This is a genomic window from Arthrobacter sp. GQ119, assembly GCF_059759125.1.
In genome coordinates this window covers 1-223 of the sequence record NZ_JCAXEA010000115.1, presented here as the reverse complement: position 1 = coordinate 223, position 223 = coordinate 1, and the positions used below count along the sequence as shown (strand labels likewise).

General features: G+C 76.2%; 1 protein-coding gene. It reads left to right on the top strand.

Annotation, left to right across the window (positions count from 1 at the left end; translation table 11 throughout):
* Nucleotides 1-223: DUF222 domain-containing protein (locus AC6CH3_RS23595; RefSeq protein ID WP_498134733.1), on the top strand; the 223-nt coding region annotated here is incomplete at both ends.

Sequence of the window (223 nt, the reverse complement as noted above, 5' to 3'; positions counted from 1 at the left end):
ATGACGGGTGCCGGAACGCCGCGGAGTTCCTGCGGATCCGGCTCCGGATCAGCATCGGCGAAGCCCGCCGCCGCCTCGCCCTCGCCGGCTCCGTCCTGCCCCGCACCGGCATCGGCGGAGCGCCCCTGCCCCCGGCCTGCGAACGCACCGCCACGGTCCTGGCCGCCGGGACCATCGCCTCCCGCGCCGGCACCATCATCACCACCGCCCTGGACAAAGCCCG